General features: G+C 72.9%; 16 protein-coding genes, 1 rRNA gene and 1 pseudogene. 14 read left to right on the forward strand and 4 right to left on the reverse strand.

Annotation, left to right across the window (positions count from 1 at the left end; all coding sequences use genetic code 11):
- From rrf to ACFYM2_RS31760, 3 genes and pseudogenes are all read left to right on the forward strand, one after another.
- Window positions 1–93: ribosomal RNA gene (rrf, locus tag ACFYM2_RS31750) — 5S ribosomal RNA — on the forward strand; the annotation flags it as partial.
- A gap of 169 nt (window positions 94–262) precedes the next feature.
- Window positions 263–1,225, forward strand: a pseudogene (locus ACFYM2_RS31755) (hypothetical protein); the annotation flags it as partial.
- A gap of 300 nt (window positions 1,226–1,525) precedes the next feature.
- Window positions 1,526–2,431 (forward strand): hypothetical protein, encoded by a 906-nt coding sequence (locus ACFYM2_RS31760; RefSeq protein WP_388841072.1) that lies wholly within the window; start codon window positions 1,526–1,528, stop codon window positions 2,429–2,431.
- Between the two features lie 156 nt (window positions 2,432–2,587).
- Here the strand turns inward: ACFYM2_RS31760 and ACFYM2_RS31765 are convergent, their stop codons facing one another.
- Window positions 2,588–3,871, reverse strand: coding sequence for a DUF1015 domain-containing protein (locus ACFYM2_RS31765; RefSeq protein WP_388840999.1), 1,284 nt, complete (start codon window positions 3,869–3,871; stop codon window positions 2,588–2,590).
- 72 nt (window positions 3,872–3,943) lie between these two features.
- On the opposite strand from ACFYM2_RS31765, the gene ACFYM2_RS31770 reads away from it, so the two are divergent.
- From ACFYM2_RS31770 to ACFYM2_RS31785, 4 genes are all read left to right on the forward strand, one after another.
- Window positions 3,944–4,972: an HAD-IIA family hydrolase gene (locus ACFYM2_RS31770; RefSeq protein WP_359009024.1), complete on the forward strand. Its 1,029-nt coding sequence runs from the start codon at window positions 3,944–3,946 to the stop codon at window positions 4,970–4,972.
- A 53-nt stretch (window positions 4,973–5,025) separates the two neighbouring features.
- Window positions 5,026–6,084, forward strand: coding sequence for an iron chelate uptake ABC transporter family permease subunit (locus ACFYM2_RS31775; protein WP_388841001.1), 1,059 nt, complete (start codon window positions 5,026–5,028; stop codon window positions 6,082–6,084).
- Window positions 6,081–7,109 (forward strand): FecCD family ABC transporter permease, encoded by a 1,029-nt coding sequence (locus ACFYM2_RS31780; RefSeq protein ID WP_388841003.1) that lies wholly within the window; start codon window positions 6,081–6,083, stop codon window positions 7,107–7,109. The genes ACFYM2_RS31775 and ACFYM2_RS31780 overlap by 4 nt, the downstream gene beginning before the upstream one ends.
- A gap of 137 nt (window positions 7,110–7,246) precedes the next feature.
- Entirely contained in the window at window positions 7,247–8,071 is an 825-nt protein-coding gene (locus ACFYM2_RS31785; RefSeq protein WP_388841006.1) for an ABC transporter ATP-binding protein, read from the forward strand.
- 365 nt (window positions 8,072–8,436) lie between these two features.
- Here ACFYM2_RS31785 and ACFYM2_RS31790 read toward each other — a convergent pair whose 3' ends face one another.
- Entirely contained in the window at window positions 8,437–8,784 is a 348-nt protein-coding gene (locus tag ACFYM2_RS31790; RefSeq protein WP_388462395.1) for an SCP2 sterol-binding domain-containing protein, read from the reverse strand.
- A gap of 42 nt (window positions 8,785–8,826) precedes the next feature.
- Here ACFYM2_RS31790 and ACFYM2_RS31795 point away from each other — a divergent pair, with 42 nt between their 5' ends.
- The 5 genes from ACFYM2_RS31795 to ACFYM2_RS31815 all read left to right on the forward strand — a co-directional run bounded on the left by ACFYM2_RS31795 (window position 8,827) and on the right by ACFYM2_RS31815 (window position 14,478).
- Window positions 8,827–9,153, forward strand: a complete 327-nt coding sequence (locus ACFYM2_RS31795; RefSeq protein ID WP_388841010.1) for a hypothetical protein — start codon at window positions 8,827–8,829, stop codon at window positions 9,151–9,153.
- A 7-nt stretch (window positions 9,154–9,160) separates the two neighbouring features.
- On the forward strand, window positions 9,161–9,976 hold the full coding sequence (locus ACFYM2_RS31800) for a TlyA family RNA methyltransferase (RefSeq protein ID WP_350229579.1): 816 nt from the start codon (window positions 9,161–9,163) through the stop codon (window positions 9,974–9,976).
- Window positions 9,977–10,044: 68 nt separating this feature from the next.
- Window positions 10,045–10,926: an NAD kinase gene (locus ACFYM2_RS31805; RefSeq protein WP_388841075.1), complete on the forward strand. Its 882-nt coding sequence runs from the start codon at window positions 10,045–10,047 to the stop codon at window positions 10,924–10,926.
- A gap of 150 nt (window positions 10,927–11,076) precedes the next feature.
- On the forward strand, window positions 11,077–12,795 hold the full coding sequence (gene recN / locus ACFYM2_RS31810) for a DNA repair protein RecN (RefSeq protein ID WP_388841078.1): 1,719 nt from the start codon (window positions 11,077–11,079) through the stop codon (window positions 12,793–12,795).
- 630 nt (window positions 12,796–13,425) lie between these two features.
- A complete protein-coding gene (locus tag ACFYM2_RS31815) occupies window positions 13,426–14,478 on the forward strand; it encodes a glycosyltransferase family 4 protein (protein ID WP_388841013.1) in 1,053 nt (350 codons plus the stop codon).
- A gap of 18 nt (window positions 14,479–14,496) precedes the next feature.
- On the opposite strand, the gene ACFYM2_RS31820 is transcribed toward ACFYM2_RS31815, so the two are convergent.
- Both ACFYM2_RS31820 and ACFYM2_RS31825 read right to left on the reverse strand, forming a co-directional pair.
- On the reverse strand, window positions 14,497–16,131 hold the full coding sequence (locus ACFYM2_RS31820; protein ID WP_359001463.1) for a PucR family transcriptional regulator: 1,635 nt from the start codon (window positions 16,129–16,131) through the stop codon (window positions 14,497–14,499).
- A gap of 142 nt (window positions 16,132–16,273) precedes the next feature.
- On the reverse strand, window positions 16,274–18,082 hold the full coding sequence (locus tag ACFYM2_RS31825) for a glycoside hydrolase family 15 protein (RefSeq protein ID WP_388462390.1): 1,809 nt from the start codon (window positions 18,080–18,082) through the stop codon (window positions 16,274–16,276).
- A 436-nt stretch (window positions 18,083–18,518) separates the two neighbouring features.
- On the opposite strand from ACFYM2_RS31825, the gene ACFYM2_RS31830 reads away from it, so the two are divergent.
- Window positions 18,519–20,201, forward strand: a complete 1,683-nt coding sequence (locus ACFYM2_RS31830) for a CTP synthase (protein WP_350229575.1) — start codon at window positions 18,519–18,521, stop codon at window positions 20,199–20,201.
- A gap of 137 nt (window positions 20,202–20,338) precedes the next feature.
- On the forward strand, window positions 20,339–20,965 hold the full coding sequence (locus ACFYM2_RS31835) for an NUDIX hydrolase (protein ID WP_359001457.1): 627 nt from the start codon (window positions 20,339–20,341) through the stop codon (window positions 20,963–20,965).
- Window positions 20,966–21,022: the final 57 nt, after the last annotated feature.

The following is a 21,022-nucleotide window of genomic DNA, read 5'->3' on the forward strand; positions in this document are numbered from 1 at the left end:
ACGCCCGGTTACATTCCGAACCCGGAAGCTAAGCCTTTCAGCGCCGATGGTACTGCAGGGGGGACCCTGTGGGAGAGTAGGACGCCGCCGAACAATATTTCAGGACCCTTGGTCCCAGCGTTCACGCTGGGACCAAGGGTCCTTTTGTTTTTCCGCTTTGTTTTGCCGAAGCGCGTCGGGCAGCCGACTGCGCGAGAATGACTGTAGTACCCGAAGACTAGGAGTCACGATGTCCACCAACTCTCCCGACGACCGTCCGGAGCGCGAGCCGCGCCGTCAGGACGGTGGCGACCGGGGCGGCTACCGCGGTGGTCGAGACGACCGCGGCCCGCGTCGTGACAACGACCGTGGTGGCTCCGGCGCGCGTCGTGACGACAGTCGTGGTGGTTCCTCCGGCGGCGGTTACCCCCGTCGCGACGACCGTGGTGGTCGCCCGGCCGGCGGTGGCAGCTCGTACGGGCGTCGTGATGACCGTCCCGCCCCGCGTCGCGATGACGACCGTGGTGGGTTCCGTCGTGACGACAACCGTGGCGGTGGCGGCGGCTTCCGGCGTGACGACAACCGTGGTGGGGCGTCCGGTGGTGGCAGCTCCTTCGGTCGTCGCGATGACAATCGTGGTGGCGGCAGCTCGTACGGGCGTCGTGATGACCGTCCCGCCCCGCGCCGTGACGACGACCGTGGTGGGTTCCGACGTGACGACCGTCCGGCTCCGCGTCGTGATGACGACCGTGGTGGGTTCCGACGCGATGACAACCGTGGCGGTGGCAGCTCGTACGGGCGTCGTGACGATCGTCCGGCTCCCCGCCGTGATGACGATCGTCCGGCTCCCCGTCGTGATGACGACCGTGGCGGGTTCCGTCGCGATGACCGTGGTGGTCGCCCCGCCGGCGGTGGCAGCTCGTACGGGCGCCGTGATGACCGCCCCGCCCCGCGCCGCGATGACGACCGTGGTGGGTTCCGACGCGATGACAACCGTGGTGGGGCCTCCGGCGGTGGCGGCTCCTTCGGTCGTCGCGATGACAATCGTGGAGGCGGCGCTTCTTACGGCCGTCGTGACGATCGTCCGGCTCCGCGTCGCGATGATGACCGGGGTGGATTCCGGCGCGACGACCGTCCGGCTCCGCGTCGTGATGACGACCGTGGTGGGTTCCGCCGCGACGACAACCGTGGTGGCGGCAGCTCGTACGGGCGTCGTGATGACCGTCCCGCCCCGCGTCGCGACGACGCGCGCGGTGGGTTCCGCCGTGATGACCGTCCGGCCCCGCGCCGTGATGATGACCGTCCGGCCCCGCGCCGTGATGATGACCGTGGTGGGTTCCGGCGTGACGACCGGGGCGATCGCGGTGGGTACCGTGGGCGCGACGACCGCCGTGACGACCGGGGCGACCGGGGCAGGGACGACCGTGGTGGCTACGGGCGCCGTGACGACCGCGACCGGGACCGCGACCGCGAGCCCGTCAAGCGGCTGCCGATCGACGAGGACGTCACCGGCAACGAGATCGACGAGAGCGTCCGGCAGGAGCTGATGAGCCTGCCCAAGGGCCTCGCCGAAGAGGTCGCCTGCAACCTGGTGATGGTGGCGCGGCTCATCGACGACGAGCCCGAGCAGGCGTACGCGTACTCCCGCATCGCGCTGCGGCTCGCCTCCCGGGTGGCCGCCGTGCGCGAGGCCGCGGGCTTCGCCGCGTACGCCACTCAGAAGTACTCCGAGGCGCTGGCCGAGTTCCGCGCCGCGCGTCGCATGACCGGGTCCGTGGAGCTGTGGCCCGTCATGGCCGACTGCGAGCGTGGGCTCGGGCGTCCCGAGCGGGCGCTGGCGATGGCCGGCGAGCCCGAGGTGCAGAAGCTCGACAAGCCCGGGCAGGTCGAGATGCGTCTCGTCGCGGCCGGTGCGCGCCGGGACATGGGGCAGCTCGACGCCGCCATCGTGACCCTTCAGAGCCCCGAGCTCGCGTCGAACTCCATCCAGCCGTGGACCGCGCGCCTGCGGTACGCGTACGCCGACGCGCTGCTCTCGGCCAAGCGGGAGGACGAGGCGCGCGAGTGGTTCGCCAAGGCACTTGAGGCGGACAAGGACGGCACGACCGACGCGTCCGACCGCCTCGCCGAGCTCGACGGTGTCGACTTCGTCGACGCCATGGTCGAGGACGAGGACGAGCCGGACGCCGACGCACCCCGCGAGGAGCGTGTGCAGGACGTGGACCTGCCGCAGGACCCCGACTTCGACGACGAGGGTGAGGAAGAGGACGAGTTCGAGGGCGACGACTCCGATGTCGTGCGCGCCGCCGAGACCGCCGAGACCGAGGCCGACACCGCCGACACCGCCGACTCCGCCGACGCCGAAACCGCCGACGCTGCCCCGGTCGAGCCCGTGAAGGACGAGGCCGCCCAGGCCCCGGCCCCGGAGAAGGACAAGGGCACGGACGCCTGATGTCCCGCTCCCACCGCCTGTGATGGATGAGCGGTGAAGAGAAGGAGGCGGTACCCCGCGAGGGGTACCGCCTCCTTTTTCGTGCTCCGCCGGGACGATCAGACGCACCTCGGTTCGCGCGCGTCAGTGCACGCGGGTCAGGTCAGTTCACGCGGGTCAATTCACGGTCAGGCTGCGCAGCACCAGACCCGTGGCCGGCTTCGGGCCGAAGGACGTCGACTTGCGGGGCATCGTGACGCCCTGGCGGGCCAGGTCCCGTACGACTTCCTCGCGGACCGGGTGCATCAGGACCGCCGTCTTGCCGTGGCGCTCCGCCTGTTCGACCGCCGCGCCCGTGTCGTGGATGTAGGCGATCTCCTCCGGTGTGTCGGGGATGTGCCAGATGTCGTCGAGCAGGGTCGAGTGCAGGACCGTCGCGTCGAGCGAGCGCCAGGCCGGCGGGCGGTCGGCGCGGATCGTGCGGGCCAGCAGCGCCTCGTCCGGGCGGTCCACCAGGTGGAAGCCGCCGTCGCCCGCGAGCAGGAACGCGTTGCTCTCGGCGGCGGCGCGGCCGAGTTCTTCCATCGCCTCGGCGAGGGGCACGTCCAGGGTGCGGACGCGGAAGGCGCCGGACGCGGTGACCGCGGCGAGGGCCTTGGCCACGGGCAGACGGTGCAGCAGGCGGTGGATCGAGCGGACGCGCAGCGGATGGCGGGCGGTGTCCACGAGCAGGACCAGGCCGTAGTCCCAGGGGCCCGGCGAGGTGTGCTCGTCGCGCAGGCGCAGGTAGGTGGCCCAGCGGTGGTGGCCGTCGGCGATGACCGCCTGATGGGCGGCGAGGTCCGCCTGGACCTCCGTGAGATCGGCCGGATCCGTCAGGGCCCACAGACGGTGGCTGAAACCGTCCTCCGTGGTGGTGCGCAGCAGCGGCTCGCGCTCGATGGCGCGCTCGATGACGGCGGTCGCGCCGTGCTCGGGGCCGTTGCCGCGGTAGGTCAGGAGCAGGGGTTCCAGGTGGGCGGCGGTGGTGCGCATCAGGGCCGCGCGGTCCTCGACGACATGCGGCATGACGTCCTCGTGCGGCAGGACGATGCCCTCGGCCGGTTCCGACAGGGCGAGCGCGCCGATGAGGCCGCGCTGGAGGATGCCGTCGCCCTCCTGCTCGTAGACGTACAGAGCGGGTTCGGGGTCGGCGGCGAGCACGCCCTCCTGGAGCCAGTCGTCCAGGGTCAGGGCGGCCTGCTGGTTGCGGGCGGCCGGGGAGGCGGCCTGCGGCAGGATCAGCCGGACGATGTTGTAGGGGTCCGCCGACTCCAGGTGCAGCAGCCCGTCGGGGCGCACCACCACGTCGTACGGCGGTGAGGTCACGGCAGCGAGGCTGCCCACCCGCTCGGGAACATAGCGCAGTCCGCGGAAGGGGATCAGGAGCAGCCCGGAGTCCGCACGCCCAGTTGTGCTCATCCGTGCATGGTATGTGGGGTGCGGGCATGCGCGATGATCGGGGGCAGGGCATCGATCGAGGAGTGGATGAAGATGAGCCAGACCGGCCGGATCAAGCCGAGTGGGAGCGCGCGAGCGCTGAACGAGGTGTACGACACGGCTCTGCTGGATCTGGACGGGGTCGTCTACGCGGGCGGCGCGGCCATCGCGCACGCCGTGGACGCGCTCGCGACGGCGCGGGACGGCGGGATGCACCTGGCGTACGTGACCAACAACGCGCTGCGTACGCCCGACGCGGTCGCCGAGCATCTGACGGAGCTCGGGGTGCCGGCGGAGGCGTCCGATGTGATCACCTCGGCGCAGGCGGTCGCGCGGCTCATGTCCGACCAACTCCCCGAGGGATCGCGGGTGTTGCTCATCGGCGGCGAGGGGCTGCGGGTCGCGCTGACCGAGCGCGGGCTCGTCCCGGTGGAATCGGCCGACGACGATCCGGTCGCGGTGGTGCAGGGGTACGGGGGTCCGGACCTGACCTGGTCCCGGCTCGCTGAGGCCTCGTACGCGGTGGCCCGGGGGCTGCCGTGGTTCGCGTCCAATGTCGACTTGACGATTCCGAGCGGGCGGGGGATCGCGCCCGGCAACGGCGCGGCGGTCGAGGTCGTCCGCATCGCCACCGGCGCCGATCCCCAGGTGGCCGGAAAGCCGCTGCCGCCGATGCACCGCGAGACGGTGCTGCGGACCGGCGCCGAGCGGCCGCTGGTGGTGGGGGACCGGCTCGACACGGACATCGAGGGCGCCTTCAACGGCGGTGTCGACTCGCTGCTCGTGCTGACCGGGGTGACGGACGGCGCCCAGCTGCTCGCCGCGCGGCCCGAGCACCGGCCCACTTATGTCGACGCGGATCTGCGCGGTCTGCTGACCGGGCAGCCCGAAGTGAGTGAGGACGGGGGCGGGTTCGGGTGCGGCGGGTGGACCGCGTCCGTCACCGAAGGGGAGTTTGCGCTCGACGGCGAGGGGGAGGCGATGGACGGGCTGCGGGCGCTGTGCGCGGCGGCCTGGAGCCAGGCCGGGGACGGGGTGTGCGAACTGGACGCGGCGAAGGTGCTCGGACGCCTGGGTCTCTGAGCCTCTGCCGGGGGAGCGGCCATCGGAGTGCAGGGTAGGCTAACCTAACCTGCGTGTTGGTAGACAGCCCTCCTCAGCCGCGCGACGGGACCACCTCCGCGCCCCCGGCCCCGACCGCCAGACGCCGTACGCTGCGCGCCGCCGGTCTGTTCGTGTCCGTGGGCGCCCTGGCGCTCGTCGCGCTCGCCAGCATCGCGATCGGCGCGAAACCGATGCCGCTCGGCGACGTCTGGCACGGCCTCTTCCACGGTTCGGGCACCGCCAACGACGTCCTCATCCACGACGTGCGGGTGCCAAGGACGCTGCTCGGGCTGCTGGTGGGGGCCGCGCTCGGGCTCGCCGGCGCGGTCATGCAGGCGCTCACCCGCAACCCGCTCGCCGAGCCCGGCATCCTCGGCATCAACGCCGGGGCGGCCGCCGCCGTGGTCTCCGCGATCAGCTTCCTCGGCGTCAACTCCCTCACCGGGTATGTGTGGTTCGCGTTCCTGGGCGCGGGGGTCGTGTCGGCGGCGGTGTATGTGCTCGGCGGCAGCCGGGCCGCGACGCCCGTGCGGCTCGCGCTCGCGGGGACGGCGGCCAGCGCGGCGCTCTACGGCTACATCAACGCCGTCCAGCTCACCGACTCCGCCGCCCTCAACCAGCTCCGGTTCTGGCAGGTCGGCTCGCTCGCGTCGGCGGACATGGCGACCGTGCGCAGGGTCGCGCCGTTCATCCTCGTGGGACTCGTCGTCGCGCTGCTGCTCGCCCGCCCGCTCAACGCGATGGCCATGGGCGACGACACCGCCCGCGCGCTCGGCGCCCGTCTCACCCGTACCCGCGTCACGTCGATGGCCGTCATCACGCTGCTGTGCGGGGCCGCGACCGCTGCCTGCGGGCCCATCGTGTTCATCGGGCTCATGGTCCCGCACATCGCACGCGCCATCACCGGGCCCGACCTGCGGTGGATCCTGCCGTACGCGGCCGTGCTCTCGCCGGTGCTGCTGCTCGGCTCCGACGTCGTCGGGCGCGTCGTCACACGGCCCGCAGAACTCCAGGTCGGCATCGTCACCGCCCTCATCGGCGGGCCCGTCTTCATCCATCTCGTACGGCGCAAGAGGATGGCCCAGCTGTGAAGGCGATACGTACCCCCGGCGGCCTCTCCTTCCGGGCCGAGCCGCGCGCCCTCGCCGTGATCGGCGCCCTCGCGGTGCTGGCGCTCGCCGCGGCCGTGGTCCTCATCGGCACCGGCGACTTCACGATCCCGCCCGCCGACGTCGTACGAAGCCTGCTCGGATCGGGCACGCCCGCCCAGGACTTCATCATCAACGAACTGCGGCTGCCGCGCGTCCTGGTGGCGCTCCTCGTGGGGGCCTCGCTCGGGATCTCAGGGGCGCTCTTCCAGTCCATCTCCCGTAATCCGCTGGGCAGTCCGGACGTCATCGGCTTCGGACAGGGCTCATCGGTGGGCGCGCTCACCGTCATCGTGTTCTTCCACGGGGGCGCGTTCGCGGTCTCGCTCGGCGCCCTCGCCGGCGGGCTCGCGACCGGCGTCGCCGTCTATCTGCTGGCGTGGAAGAAGGGCGTGCACGGCTACCGGCTCGTGCTGGTCGGCATCGGCGCCGCCGCGATGCTCACCGCCGCCATCCACTATCTGCTCACCAAGTCGACCCTGGTCGACGCCGCCCGCTCGATGGTGTGGCTCACCGGCTCCCTCGACGGACGCGACTGGACGCAGGTCTGGCCGCTGCTCGCGCTGTTCGTGGTGCTCCTGCCGGTGGTGCTCACCTACGCGCGGCCGCTGCGGATGCTGGAGATGGGCGACGACGCGGCGTACGCGCTGGGCGTGCCGGTGCAGCGGACCCGTACCGTCCTGATGCTCAGCGCGGTACTCCTCAGTGCCTCGGCAACCGCGGCCGCCGGGCCCATCGCCTTCGTCGCGCTGACCGCGCCGCAGCTGGCCCGGCGCCTGACCCGTGCCACCGGGCCCAACGTCTGCGCCTCCGCCTTCATGGGCGCGGCGCTCCTGGTCGTCGCGGACTGGGGCGCGCAGCGGCTGTTCGGCGGGAGCGCGCTGCCGGTGGGGGTGCTGACCGGGATGGTCGGCGGCGTCTACCTGCTGTGGCTGCTGGTCACCGAGCGCCGGGCGGGGCGGATATGAGCGCGCGTGCGGCGGCGGCCGCCAACTCCCCTGGCTCCCCTGACTTCCCTGGCGCCCCTGGCTCCCCTGTTTCCCTCAATCCCCTTGACCCCCTTGACTCCCTTACGGAATCCGGACCCTTCAGCAGGAGTACGAGCATGCGACGCCTCAGCGCCGAGTCGGTCACCCTCGGCTATGACCAGCGGGTCATCGCCAAGGACCTGTCGGTCGAGATCCCGGACCACTCCTTCACGGTGATCGTCGGGCCCAACGCGTGCGGCAAGTCCACGCTGCTGCGGGCGCTGTCGCGGATGCTCAAGCCGAGTCGGGGGCGGGTGCTGCTCGATGGGCAGTCCATCCACTCGCTGCCCGCGAAGAAGGTGGCACGGACGCTCGGGCTGCTGCCGCAGTCCTCCATCGCGCCGGACGGGATCACGGTGGGGGACCTCGTGGCGCGTGGGCGCTACCCCCACCAGGGGCTGTTGCGGCAGTGGTCGCCCGAGGACGAGCGGATCGTCCAGGAGTCCATGGACGCGACGGGGGTCGGGGGGCTCGGGGAGCGGTACGTCGACGAGTTGTCCGGCGGGCAGCGGCAGCGGGTCTGGATCGCGATGGCGCTGGCGCAGCAGACGCCGCTGCTGCTGCTCGACGAGCCGACGACGTTTCTGGACATCCAGCACCAGTTCGAGGTGCTGGATCTGTGTGCGCAGCTCCATGAGGAGCAGGGGCGGACGCTGGTCGCGGTGCTGCACGACCTCAACCAGGCGGCTCGGTATGCCACGCATCTCATCGCCATGAGGGACGGGGAGGTGGTGGCTGAGGGGCCGCCCTCCTCGGTGGTCACGGCGGAGCTGGTGGAGCGGGTGTTCCGGGTGCGGTGTCAGGTGATCGCTGATCCTGAGACGGGGACGCCGCTGGTGGTGCCGGTGGCCCGGCCTCGGTCTTCCCCCACCCCGCCCCTTCCCCAAACCCGCCGGGGGTGACTGTGGGCTCCGCCGGGCTTCGAGGGCTGGGTATGCCGGTGCGGGCCGGCGTCGACCCCGTCAGGGGCGCGGGGAACCGCGCCCAGCCCGGGTCCCTGGGGCTCCGCCCCAGACCCCGTTCGCGCTGAAGGCGCTCGTCCTCAAGCGCCGGACGGGCTGAGGTTGCCGATGTGGGCCAGCACGGACCCCGTCAGGGGCGCGGGGAACTGCGCGACCAGCCACCTACGGTCCGCAGCCGGGGCCCCTGGGGCTCCGCCCCAGACCCCGTTCGGCCTGAAGGGCCTCGTCCTCAAGCGCCGGACGGGCTGACTATGCCTGGGTGGGCCGGCACGCACCCTGCCAGGGGCGCGGGGAACCGGGTGGGGTCAGAGGAGGGTTCGGAGGCGGAGGAGGTCTCGGAAGGGGGCCTCCAGGCGGACTCTGCCCGAGGCCCACGCCTTCGCGAAGTTCAGGTCGCCGCCCACCATCGCCACCAGATCGTCCCCCGTCATCGCGAGACGGATCTGCGCCTTCTCCCGGGGCGCCCCCACCACCGTGTCGTCCACCTCGACGCGGCCGTCCCTGAGACGGCCCACGAACGTGGTGTCCAGATCCGTGATGTGGCAGCTCAGCGAGCGGTCCAGCGCGGCCGCCGCCCGCACGTCGCCCTGCGCCCGGGCCAGATTGTCCGAAAGTTCGCCGAGTGCGCGGCGGCACTCCTCCAAGGTCGCCATCGTCACCGACCGTACCCCAGGGCTTCGCGGTAGCGTCGTGGCATGAGTGACCTGATGCCGGGCCCGCAGGGGCAGCCCGTGGCCGAATCCGAGGGGCGGACCGAGGACGCGCCGCTGCCGCTCGGCGTGGCTCGCGACCGCACCGGGCACGCCGGGGTCGACGCGCTCGTCCAGCGGCTCGGGGACGTCGACCACCTCGGTACCGAGGGGCACCTGGAGGTGTACGAGGATGTACACGGCGGGCTGCGCGACGCGCTGAGCGCGTTGGACGCTCCCGCGCCGGGAACCCCAGGGGCGGCCCGGCCGTTGGCGGACCAGCGTCCCGGGCGGCCGACGGGGCCGTCGACCAACTACGACCACAGGAGCTGAACCGAACGTGGCAGGAGTGGCACGCCGCCGCCTAGACGCCGAGCTGGTGCGCCGGAAACTCGCGCGGTCGCGGGAGCACGCCGCCCAGCTGATCGCCGCGGGTCGGGTGAGCGTCGGCAAGACCGTCGCCACCAAATCCGCCACCCAGGTCGAGACCGCCGCCGCGATCGTGGTCGTGGACGACGACAGCGATCCCGACTACGTCTCGCGCGGCGGGCACAAACTGGCGGGGGCGTTCGAGGCCTTCGTACCGCTGGGCCTCAAGATCCAGGGGCGCCGCGCGCTCGACGCCGGCGCCTCGACGGGCGGCTTCACCGATGTGCTGCTGCGCGCCGGAGCCGGCCATGTCGTCGCCGTCGACGTGGGTTACGGACAGCTCGCCTGGTCCTTGCAGAGCGATGACCGGGTCACCGTGAAGGACCGTACGAACGTACGCGAGTTGACGCTGGACGACCTGGACGGACAGCCCGCCGACCTCGTCGTGGGCGACCTCTCCTTCATCGCGCTCGGCCTGGTGCTGCCCGCGCTCGTGCGCTGCTCGGCGCCGGACGCGGACCTGGTCCTCATGGTCAAGCCGCAGTTCGAGATCGGCAAGGAACGGCTCGGCAGCGGCGGCGTCGTGCGCAGCCCCGAGCTGCGCGCCGAGACGGTGCGGACGGTGGCGGCGCAGGCGGCCGCGCTGGGCCTCGGGGTGGTCGGCGTGACCGCGAGCCCGCTGCCGGGCCCCTCGGGCAACGTCGAGTACTTTCTGTGGCTGCGGGCCGGGGCGCCCGCGCTCGATCCCGCGGACGTGGAGCGCGCAGTGGCGGAGGGACCCCGTTGAGCTCGTCGGAGAACAGCCCGGAGAACAGCCCGGAGAACGGTTCGAAGGACCGCGCGCCCGCGCGCACCGTGTTCCTGCTCGCGCACACCGGAAGACCCGCGGCCATCCGCAGCGCGGAGCTGGTCGTACGGGGCCTGCTGCGCAGCGGCATCGGGGTGCGTGTCCTGCGGGCGGAGGCGGCGGACCTGCCGCTGCCCGCCGAGCCGGAGATCGTCGAGGACGCCAACCCCGAGTGCCTTGACGACTGCGAACTCCTGATCGTCCTCGGCGGTGACGGCACCCTGCTGCGCGGCGCCGAACTCGCCCGGGCGTCGGGTGTTCCCATGCTCGGCGTCAACCTCGGCCGCGTGGGCTTCCTCGCGGAGGCCGAGCGCGACGACCTCGACAAGGTCGTCGACCGGGTCGTGACGCGTGCCTACGAGGTCGAGGAGCGGATGACCCTCGACGTCCTCGTGCACAACAACGGCGACGTGGTGCACAAGGACTGGGCCCTGAACGAGGCGGCCGTCCAGAAGGTCTCGCCCGAGCGGATGCTGGAAGTCGTCCTGGAGATCGACGGCCGTCCGGTGACCGGGTTCGGCTGCGACGGCATCGTCTGCGCCACCCCGACCGGCTCGACCGCGTACGCCTTCTCCGCCGGCGGTCCTGTGGTGTGGCCCGAGGTCGAGGCGCTGCTCATGGTGCCGATCAGCGCGCACGCGCTGTTCGCCAAGCCCCTGGTCACCTCGCCCACGTCGGTGCTCGCGGTCGAGGTGCAGCCGCACACGCCGCACGGGGTGCTGTGGTGCGACGGGCGCCGCACGGTGGAACTGCCGGCGGGGGCGCGGGTGGAGGTGCGGCGCGGGGCCGTGCCGGTCCGCCTCGCGCGGCTGCACCACGCCTCCTTCACCGACCGGCTGGTCGCCAAGTTCGCCCTGCCGGTCCAGGGGTGGCGCGGGGCGCCGCACTGACCACCGAGGTCGCGGCGGACGGGCCCGGGCCGCTCCCGTCTCAGGGGGACGGTTCGGGCTCCCCGTTCGGGCTCCCCGAGAGGGTGACGGCACGGGGCACGTCGCACACAGGGCCCAGGACCTCGTAAGGTCGTGTCCGTGTTGGAGGAGATGCGGATACGGTCGCTCGGGGTCATCGACGACGCTGTCGTCGAGCTGTCACCCGGTTTCACCGCGGTGACCGGCGAGACCGGTGCGGGCAAGACCATGGTCGTCACCAGCCTGGGGCTGCTGCTCGGCGGCCGTGCCGATCCCGCGCTCGTGCGGATCGGCGCCAAGGCGGCGGTCGTCGAGGGCCGGATCGCGCTGCGGCCCGGCAGCTCGGCGGTGCTGCGGGCCGAAGAGGCGGGCGCCGAGCTGGACGACGGCGCGCTGCTCGTGAGCCGTACCGTTTCGGCGGAGGGCCGCTCACGGGCGTACCTCGGCGGGCGGTCGGTGCCGGTCGGGATGCTCGCCGAGCTCGCCGACGAACTCGTCGCGGTGCACGGCCAGACCGACCAGCAGGGCCTGCTGCGCCCGGCCCGGCAGCGCGAAGCGCTCGACCGGTACGCGGGGGAGGCGGTGGCGGGCCCGCTGGCCAAATACGCCGGTGCCTACCGGCGGCTGCGGGCCGTCGCCGTGGAGCTGGAGGAGCTGACCACCCGGGCGCGCGAGCGGGCCCAGGAGGCCGATCTGCTGCGCTTCGGGCTCGACGAGATCGCCGCCGTCGAGCCGCTGCCCGGTGAGGACGCCGAGCTCGCGGCGGAGGCCGAACGGCTCGGGCACGCCGAAGCGCTCGCCTCGGCCGCCGCGCTCGCGCACGCCGCGCTGGCCGGCAACCCCGAGGACCCGGAGAGCGTGGACGCCACGACGCTGGTGGCCGGCGCCCACCGGGCCCTGGACGCCGTGCGCGCCCACGACCCCGCCCTCGCGGCGCTGGCCGAACGCATCGGCGAGGTGGCGATCCTGCTCGGTGACGTGGCGGGCGAACTCGCCGGGTACGCCGACGACCTGGACGCCGACCCGCTGCGACTGGCCGCCGTGGAGGAGCGCCGGGCCGCGCTGACCGCCCTGACCCGCAAGTACGGCGAGGACATCGCGGCCGTGCTCGCCTGGTCGCAGGAGGCCGCGGCGCGCCTGACCGAACTGGACGGGGACGACGACCGGATCGATCAGCTCACCGCCGAGCGGGACGGTCTGCGCGATGAACTGTCCGTACTGGCGCAGGAGTTGACCGACGCCCGCACCGAGGCGGCGGCCCGGTTCGCCGAGGCCGTCACCGCCGAGCTCGCCTCGCTGGCGATGCCGCACGCGCGGGTGTCGTTCGCGGTGGGCCAGAGCGAGGATCCCGAGGGCGTGGAGGTGGGCGGGCGGACCGTGGCGTACGGGCCGACCGGCGCCGACGAGGTCGAGCTGCTGCTCGCGCCGCATCCGGGTGCGCCGCCCCGGCCCATCGCCAAGGGTGCCTCCGGCGGTGAGCTCTCCCGGGTGATGCTCGCCGTGGAGGTCGTCTTCGCGGGCGCCGATCCCGTGCCGACCTACCTCTTCGACGAGGTCGACGCGGGCGTCGGCGGCAAGGCGGCGGTCGAGATCGGCCGCAGGCTCGCCAAGCTGGCCAAGTCGGCGCAGGTCGTCGTGGTCACCCACCTGCCGCAGGTGGCGGCGTTCGCCGACCGGCAGCTCCTGGTGGAGAAGACCAACGACGGCTCGGTCACCCGGTCCGGGGTCACCGTCCTGGAGGGCGAGGACCGGGTGCGGGAGCTGTCGCGCATGCTGGCCGGGCAGGAGGACTCCGAGACGGCCCGGGCGCATGCGGAGGAACTGCTGGCCACCGCCCGCGCGGACGGCTGACCCGGGCCCCCTGGGGCTCCGCCCCAGACCCCGTTCGGCCTGAACGGCGCTCGTCCTCAAACGCCGGACGGGCTGAGGTCGCCGGTCCGGGCCAGCGCCGGATGCTCAGGGGCGCGGGGAACTGCGCGAGGAGCGACCACGGTCCGCAGGCGAGCTCCCTGGGGCTTCGCCCCAGACCCCGTTCGGCCTGAACGGCCTCGTCCTCAATCGCCGGACAGGCTGAGTTGCCGGTCTGGGCCAGCGCCGGATGCTCAGGGGCGCGGGGAACTGCGCGACCAGCCACGCACGGTCCGCAGCCGGGGTCCCTGGGGCTTCCCCCAGGCCTGTCCTCAAGCGCCGGACGGGCTGAGGGTACCTGTGTGGGCCAGCACAAGCCCTGCCAGGGGCGCGGGGAACTGCGCGACCAGCCACGCACGGCCCGCAGCCGGGGTTCCTGGGGCTTCGCCCCAGGCTGGTCCGGGCCAGCGCCGAGTAGTTGGGGGCGCGGTCGGGGTTCACCCGTGGGGGTGGTTCGGCGTGGGCGTCTTCGTGGTGCGGCGCGGCGAGAACCCCCGGCCGGGCCCGGAACGCCCGTACGGACTGGCATCCTTGGCCGGGAATCATCGACCCCCGCTCCGGGAGCCTGTTCACGTGACACAGCTGCGTACGGTCCAAGTCCTGGGCGGCGGCAGCGCGGGCAGCAGCGCGCACGTCAGGTCGCTCACGGCCGGCCTGGTCGCCCGGGGCGTACGCGTCACCGTCTGCGCCCCGGCCGCCCTTGAGCGGGACTACGACTTCCCCGGCGCCGGCGCCCTGTTCGTGCCGGTGGGCGCGCTGCGCGCCGCGTGCGCCGACGCCGACGTGGTCCACGCGCACGGCCTGCACGCGGCCGTGCGGGCCGCGCTCGCGCTGAGCGGCCGGCGCGGCGTGCCGCTGGTCGTCACCTGGCACACCCGCGCCCACGCCGAAGGGGCCAGGGGCCACGTGCTGCGCCTGCTGGAGCGCCGGGTCTCGCGGTCGGCGGCCGTGGTGCTCGCCGCCTCGTCCGAACTCCTCGACCGGGCCCGGAGCCACGGCGCGCGCGATGCCCGGCTCGCCGCCGTCGCCGTCCCCGCCCCCCGGCTGCCCAGCGGGCTCGCCCACGACAAGGCGCGGGCCGAACTGGGCGCGGTGGACCGGCCGTTGCTGATGGCGGTCGGCAGCCTCGTCGAACACCGGGGCTACGACGTGCTGCTCGACGCCGCGCGCGTGTGGCGCGACCTCGATGTGGTGCCGCTGCTCGTCATCGCGGGCGAAGGACGCGAGCGGGGTGCGCTGCGGCGGCGTATCGAGGCGGAGTCCCTGCCCGTCAAACTCGTCGGCCGGCGCGACGACATCACCGAACTGCTGGCCGCCGCCGACATCGCGGTGCTGCCCAGCCGCTGGGAGGCCCGCTCGCTGCTCGCCCAGGAGGCGCTGCGCCTGGGGGTGCCGCTGGTGGCCACGGCCGTGGGCGGGGTGCCCGAGCTGGTGGGGGACGCGGCGCTGCTCGTACCGTACGGGGACGCGGCGGCGCTGGCCGGCGCGGTCGTCGCCCTCCTCGGGGACCCCTCGGCGCGCCGCGCGCTGGCCGATGCCGGGCGCGTACAGGCCGGGAGCTGGCCCACCGAGGACGAGACCGTCGCCCAAGTGCTCGCCGTCTACGACGAGTTGACGGGTGCCTGAGGGGCGGCCCGGCGCGTCCTAGCCGGTCGCGTGCCGGCGCGCCCGCAGGGCGAGGGAGAGGGCGAGCACCGTCTGCGGGTCGTCCAGGTCGGTGCCGAGGAGGTCCGCGATGCGGGCGAGGCGGTTGTAGAGGGTCTGCCGGTTGAGGTGCAGCTCGCGCGCGGTCTCCGCCTTGCGGCCCGCGTGCGCCAGGTAGGTCTCCAGGGTGGGCAGCAGCGGCGGGCGCGCGGCACGGTCGTGGGCCTGGAGCGGGCCGATCGCGCGCTCCACGAACGCCGCGAGGTCGGGGTGTTCGCGCAGCCGCCACAGCAGCAGGTCGATGTCCAGGCGCCGGGCGTCGTACCAGGGCCGCTCGGGCAGCCCCTGGGCCGCGGCCGCCGTCTCCGCCGCGTGGCGAAGGCCGGCCCCCGCCGCGGCCCAGCTGCCCGCCACCCCCACCACGACCACGGGCCGCGTCCCCGCCCGCGCGCCCATGAGCCCGGCCCGCTCGACCCCGGCGCGCAGGGCCGCCGCGACCCGGTCGGCGACCGCGGTGCGCTCCGACTCCGAGCGCAGGCCGAGCAGCAGCGGCACCCGGCCCTCGACGGGACGTACGCCGAGCAGGACGGGCACGCCCACCGAGGACAGCTCTTCGAGCACGGCCCGCGCGAGCACGGCCCAGTTGCCGGTGGGGGAGAGCTCGGAGGCCAGCCGCATCACCACCGGCAGCAGCGGGCCCTCGCCGGGCTTGAAGCCGAGGACCTTGGCCTGGCCGGGCGCGTCGTCGGGGGTGACGCGGCCCTCGGCGAGGTCGGTCAGGAAGTCGCCCCGGCCGCGCGCGGCCAGCTCCTCCTCCTGACGGGCCTGCATGAGCACGACCGCGAGGATGCCCGCCGCCCGTTCGGCGGCCATGCGGTGCACCGGGAGCAGCGGCGGGCCGACCGCGAGGAGCGCGAGCCGGGCCCGCACCGCGCCGGCGCCCTGGCCGCCGCCCGGCACGTCCACCAGGACCGCGCCCACCGGCGGCCCCTCCGCCCGGGTCTCGCGCCGCCCGCGCAGCCCCTCCCACACTTGGAGCGGATCGGCGGCCGCCTCGCCCGCCTCGCACCCCGCGGCGTACAGGAGCTGCCCGTCGGGGGTTTCGAGGAAGACCGGGTTGGCGGTGAAGTCGGCCAGGATGCCGAGGACTTGGGGGATTCCGCCGCCGCCCAGCAGCGCGCCCGTGCAGCGCCGGTGGACTTCTTCGGCGCGTTGCAGCAGGGCGTAGTGGCCGTTGACGATCTCGGTGTGGATCTCCTCGGTCACCGCGACGAACGGCACCTCGCGGTGCAGCTGGACCAGCGGGAGCCCGGCCGCGCGCGCGGTCTCCACGAGGGTGGCGGGCAGCCGGGCGAAGCGCGGGCCGAGTTCGACGACGAGGGCGGCGATGCCCCGGTCCGCTAGGCGCCGCACGAAGGCACGCTGCTCGGCGGGGCGGGCGCCGAGGCCGAGGCCGGTGGTGAGCAGCAGCTCGCCGCCCTTGAGCAGCGAGGCGATGTTGGGCACCTCACCCGCGTGCACCCAGCGCACGGTGCGCTGGAGCCGGTCGGCGCCCGCGACGACCTCGGGCAGGCCGCCGCGCAGCCCCGGCAGCTCGAGCGCCCGCTGCACGGTGATCCCGCCCTGCGTGTCCACGGCGACCCAGCCTCTCCTCGTACGCGGCCCGGGCCGGCCCCGGACGCCACCGCGTGCGCCGGACGCTACCGGCGGTCATGTCCGGGGCCCGCCCCTTGTGGCGTACGTCACGCGGGGCGCGGGCCGCCCGGGCGGGTCGCCGTCAGCCGCCGTACGCGCCCGAGGCGGTCAGCCGCAGCGCCGTGTCGATGAGCGGAACGTGGCTGAAGGCCTGCGGGAAGTTGCCGACCTGGCGCTGAAGGTGGGGATCCCACTCCTCGGCGAGCAGACCCAGGTCGTTGCGCAGGGCGAGCAGCTTCTCGAAGAGCTTGCGGGCCTCGTCCACCCGGCCGATCATCGCGAGGTCGTCCGCCATCCAGAACGAGCAGGCCAAGAACGCGCCCTCCTCGCCCTCCAGGCCGTCCAGGTTGTCCTCGCCGCCGCCCGTCGTCGGGTAGCGCAGGATGAACCCGTCCCGGGTGGACAGCTCGCGCTGGATCGCCTCGATGGTGCCGATCACGCGCTTGTCGTCCGGCGGCAGGAAGCCCATCTGCGGGATGAGCAGCAGCGAGGCGTCCAGCTCCTGGGAGCCGTAGGACTGCGTGAAGGTGTTGCGCTCCTTGTCGTACCCCTTCTCGCAGACGTCGCGGTGGATGTCGTCGCGCAGCCGGCGCCACTTCTCCAGCGGGCCGTCGGCGTCGCCGGACTCGATGAGCTTGATGGTGCGGTCGACGGCGACCCAGGCCATCACCTTGGAGTGCACGAAGTGGCGGCGCGGGCCGCGCACCTCCCAGATGCCCTCGTCGGGCTGGTCCCAGTGGGTCTCCAGGTAGCGGATCAGCTTGAGCTGGAGGAGCGAGGCGTAGTCGTTGCGGGCCAGACCCGTCATGTGCGCCAGGTGCAGCGCCTCGGTGACCTCGCCGTACACGTCGAGCTGGAGCTGGTGGGCGGCGCCGTTGCCGGCCCGCACCGGGGTGGAGTTCTCATAGCCAGGCAGCCAGTCGAGCTCGGTCTCGCCCAGCTCGCGCTCGCCCGCGATCCCGTACATGATCTGCAAGTTCTCGGGGTCGCCCGCGACCGCCCGCAGCAGCCACTCGCGCCAGGCGCGGGCCTCCTCGCGGTAGCCGGTGCGCAGCAGCGACGACAGGGTGATCGCCGCGTCGCGCAGCCAGGTGTACCGGTAGTCCCAGTTGCGTTCGCCGCCGACGTGCTCGGGCAGCGAGGTGGTGGGCGCGGCCACGATGCCGCCGGTGGGGGCGTACGTGAGCGCCTTGAGGGTGATCAGGGAGCGGACCACGGCTTCGCGGTAGGGCCCGTGGTAGGTGCAGTGCTCCACCCACTCGCGCCAGAAGTCCTCGGTGGCCTCCAGGGACGCCTCGGGCTCGGGCAGCGCGGGCGGCTCGCGGTGCGAGGGCTGCCAGCTGATGGTGAAGGCGACCCGCTCGCCGGGCGAGACGGTGAAGTCGGAGTACGTGGTGAGGTCCTTGCCGTACGTCTCCGCCTCGGTGTCCAGCCAGACCGAGTCGGGGCCGGCGACGGCCACCGTGCGGGTGTCGTCGGCCTTGTGCACCCAGGGGGTGATCCGCCCGTAACTGAACCGCATGCGCAGCGTGGAGCGCATCTGGACGCGGCCGCTGACGCCTTCCACGATGCGGATCAGCTGCGGGGCGCCGTCACGCGGCGGCATGAAGTCGGTCACGCGGACGGTGCCGCGCGGGGTGTCCCACTCCGATTCCAGGATGAGCGAGTCGCCCCGGTAGCGGCGGCGGTCGGCCGCCGGGGGACGGTCGGCGGCGCCGTGCGCGGGGCCGACCCGCCAGAAGCCGTGTTCCTCGGTGCCGAGGAGTCCGGCGAAGACGGCGTGGGAGTCGAAACGGGGCAGACAGAGCCAGTCCGCCGTGCCGTCCCGGCAGACCAGTGCGGCGGTCTGCATGTCTCCGATGAGTGCGTAATCCTCGATGCGCCCGGCCACGTGCAATCTCCAGTCGAACGGCCACGTCGCCCCTCGGGGCGCTTACAGCGACAGCGGTCAAGGGTTCGCCGACGAGCGCGTGTTCCGGATGACGGGCTGGGTGGTGCCGTGCTACCAGGCGGCGGCTCGCCGAGCGAGTGTCCGAGCAGGATACGACGCACCTCGAAGATCCGCTGGAGCCTCCATCGAACGCCCTTGGGCCGAACGAGTGAGGCTCGTACTCAGGGCTGACGTGCGGCATACAGAGCGTGGCCGGACGCGCTCTCCCGCTGGCGCTGATACCCTGGTAGCCCGTGGCCGGGTGCTGAAAAAAGCCCCGAACCGCAGCGACGGCACCCTTGGGAATCTCGCGGTCTCCCGCGAAATCTCGCACAAGATCCCCACAGGATGACCGGTACGCACTCCAGACCGCGACCACGGGAGCCCCCTCTTGGCCATGCAGACTCGATCCTTGGCATCCTCGACGACCAAGCACATCTTCGTCACCGGGGGTGTCGCCTCTTCCCTCGGCAAGGGTCTGACTGCCTCCAGCCTGGGTGCGCTCCTCAAGGCGCGAGGCCTTCGGGTCACGATGCAGAAGCTCGACCCGTACCTCAACGTCGACCCCGGCACGATGAACCCCTTCCAGCACGGTGAGGTGTTCGTCACCAACGACGGCGCCGAGACCGACCTGGACATCGGCCACTACGAGCGCTTCCTCGACGTGGACCTCGACGGGTCCGCCAACGTGACGACCGGCCAGGTCTACTCGCAGGTCATCGCCAAGGAGCGGCGCGGCGAGTACCTGGGCGACACCGTGCAGGTCATCCCGCACATCACCAACGAGATCAAGCACCGCATCCGCCGCATGGCCACCGACGACGTCGACGTCGTCATCACCGAGGTCGGCGGCACGGTCGGCGACATCGAGTCGCTGCCGTTCCTGGAGACCGTGCGCCAGGTCCGCCACGAGGTCGGCCGCGACAACGTCTTCGTCGTGCACATCTCGCTGCTGCCCTACATCGGCCCCTCGGGCGAGCTGAAGACCAAGCCGACCCAGCACTCGGTGGCGGCGCTGCGCAACATCGGCATCCAGCCCGACGCGATCGTGCTGCGCGCCGACCGCGAGGTGCCGCTGTCCATCAAGCGCAAGATCTCGCTGATGTGCGACGTCGACGAGGCCGCCGTGGTCGCCGCCATCGACGCCAAGTCGATCTATGACATCCCCAAGGTGCTGCACACCGAGGGCCTGGACGCCTACGTCGTGCGCAAGCTGGACCTGCCGTTCCGCGACGTGGACTGGACGCAGTGGGACGACCTGCTCGACCGGGTCCACAACCCGCTGCACGAGGTGACCGTCGCGCTGGTCGGCAAGTACATCGACCTGCCCGACGCCTACCTCTCCATCACCGAGGCCATGCGCGCCGGCGGCTTCGCCAACAAGGCCCGCGTCAAGGTCAAGTGGGTCACGTCCGACGACTGCAAGACTCCGGCCGGCGCGAAGAAGAACCTCGGCGACGTGGACGCGATCCTGGTCCCCGGCGGCTTCGGCGACCGCGGTGTGAACGGCAAGATCGGCGCGATCCAGTACGCCCGTGAGAACAAGGTGCCGCTGCTCGGCATCTGCCTGGGTCTTCAGTGCATCGTCATCGAGGCCGCGCGCAACCTGGCCGGCATCCCCGACGCCAACTCCACCGAGTTCGACGCCGCCACCTCCCACCCCGTCATCTCGACGATGGAGGAGCAGCTGGCCTACGTCGAGGGCGCGGGCGACCTGGGCGGCACGATGCGGCTCGGCATGTACCCGGCGAAGCTCGCCGAGGGCTCCATCGTCCGCGAGGTCTACGACGACCAGCCCTACGTCGAGGAGCGCCACCGCCACCGCTACGAGGTGAACAACGCCTACCGCGCGGAGCTGGAGAAGAAGGCGGGCCTCGTCTTCTCGGGCACCTCCCCCGACAACAAGCTCGTGGAGTACGTCGAGTACCCGCGCGAGATCCACCCCTACCTGGTCGCCACGCAGGCGCACCCGGAGCTGCGCTCGCGCCCCACGCGCCCGCACCCGCTCTTCGCGGGCCTGGTCAAGGCGGCCGTGCGGCGGCAGGAGGAAGCGCGCAAGGCGGGCAAGCCCGCCAAGTAGTCCCGTGCCCGCCACGTAGTTCCGTACCGGGACGCGCACGTTAACGTTGCCGGGGTACACGGCCCTCACCAGGGCCGGTACCCCGGTTTCTGCTTTTTCGCTCTGTTGTTGCGCGCGCACTGTGGGAGGACGCCGACATGGCCATCGAGGACACCGCCGAGCACTGGCAGGTCGTGGCGAGCGCCACCCCGTTCACCGGCAACAAGACGGGGGTGCGCACCGATGACGTGGTGATGCCCGACGGCTCGGTCCACCAGCGCGACTACCAGACCCACCCCGGCTCGGTGGCGATCCTCGCCCTGGACGAGGAGGGCCGGGTCGTGGTGCTGCGCCAGTACCGCCACCCCGTGCGCCACAAGCTCTGGGAGATCCCGGCCGGGCTCCTGGACGTGCCGGGCGAGAACCCGCTGCACGCCGCCCAGCGCGAGCTGTACGAGGAGGCGCACATCAAGGCCGAGCGCTGGCACGTCCTGAGCGATGTGTTCACCAGCCCCGGCGGCACCGACGAGGCCGTACGGATCTTCCTGGCCCAGGACCTGTCGGAAGCCGAAGGCGAGCGCTTCGAGGTCGCCGAGGAGGAGGCCGACATGGAGCTGGCCCGGGTGCCGCTCGATGAGCTGGTGCGCAAGGTGCTCGCGGGGGAGCTGCACAACAACTGCCTGGTGGTCGGCGTGCTCGCGCTCTCGGCGGCGCTGCGGGGCGACGGCGTCGAGACGCTGCGGCCGGCCGGGGCGCCCTGGCCGGCCCGGCCCTTCGAGGCGTGAGCGGGCGCGCGGCCCGCCCGGCGCTCGCGATCTGAAAATCTGCTGATCCGATCGGGC

The organism is Streptomyces sp. NPDC006711 (genome assembly GCF_042869775.1).
In the GTDB taxonomy this organism is placed as follows: domain Bacteria; phylum Actinomycetota; class Actinomycetes; order Streptomycetales; family Streptomycetaceae; genus Streptomyces.

Bases quoted from the DNA above. Each gene is read 5' to 3' on its own strand.
- ACFYM2_RS31830 (WP_350229575.1), top strand. From the start codon at position 18,519: ATGCAGACTCGATCCTTGGCATCCTCGACGACCAAGCACATCTTCGTC.
- ACFYM2_RS31785 (WP_388841006.1), top strand. From the start codon at position 7,247: ATGCGACGCCTCAGCGCCGAGTCGGTCACCCTCGGCTATGACCAGCGG.
- ACFYM2_RS31765 (WP_388840999.1), bottom strand. From the start codon at position 3,871: ATGAGCACAACTGGGCGTGCGGACTCCGGGCTGCTCCTGATCCCCTTC.
- recN (WP_388841078.1), top strand. From the start codon at position 11,077: ATGCGGATACGGTCGCTCGGGGTCATCGACGACGCTGTCGTCGAGCTG.
- ACFYM2_RS31770 (WP_359009024.1), top strand. From the start codon at position 3,944: ATGAGCCAGACCGGCCGGATCAAGCCGAGTGGGAGCGCGCGAGCGCTG.
- ACFYM2_RS31760 (WP_388841072.1), top strand. From the start codon at position 1,526: ATGAGCCTGCCCAAGGGCCTCGCCGAAGAGGTCGCCTGCAACCTGGTG.
- ACFYM2_RS31790 (WP_388462395.1), bottom strand. From the start codon at position 8,784: ATGGCGACCTTGGAGGAGTGCCGCCGCGCACTCGGCGAACTTTCGGAC.
- ACFYM2_RS31795 (WP_388841010.1), top strand. From the start codon at position 8,827: ATGAGTGACCTGATGCCGGGCCCGCAGGGGCAGCCCGTGGCCGAATCC.
- ACFYM2_RS31835 (WP_359001457.1), top strand. From the start codon at position 20,339: ATGGCCATCGAGGACACCGCCGAGCACTGGCAGGTCGTGGCGAGCGCC.